This window comes from Micromonospora sp. M51, assembly GCF_018070305.1.
Lineage (GTDB): Bacteria > Actinomycetota > Actinomycetes > Mycobacteriales > Micromonosporaceae > Micromonospora > Micromonospora parva.
Genome location: NZ_JAGPXZ010001539.1, coordinates 1 through 419 on the forward strand (window position 1 = coordinate 1; position 419 = coordinate 419).

Genomic DNA, 419 nt, shown 5'->3' on the forward strand with positions numbered 1-419 from the left:
GTCCACCCTCGCCTCGCACCTGGTGCCGGCCACCGACACCACGGCACCGGTGATCCTGCTGATCGGCATGGCGGTCGGTGTCGACTACTCGCTGTTCTACATCCGTCGGGAGCGGGAGGAACGCGCCAAGGGCCGGTCCGGGCTGGACGCGGTGGAGATCGCCGCGGAGACCTCCGGGCACGCCGTGGTGGTCTCCGGCTTCGCGGTGATCATCTCGATGGCCGGGCTGCTGCTCGCCGGCGACGTGGTCTTCTCGTCCCTCGCCATCGGCTCGATCCTCGTGGTGGCCGTCGCGGTGACCGGTTCGCTGACCGTCCTGCCCGCGCTGCTGGCCCGACTCGGCCGCTGGGTGGACCGGCCCCGGGTGCCGCTGCTCTGGCGACTCACCGCGCCGCGCACCGGCCGGCCCGGTGTCCCCC

General features: G+C 73.3%; 1 protein-coding gene. It reads left to right on the plus strand.

The features are described from left to right. Nucleotides 1-419: MMPL family transporter (locus KBX53_RS35845; RefSeq protein ID WP_210864127.1), on the plus strand; the 419-nt coding region annotated here is incomplete at both ends.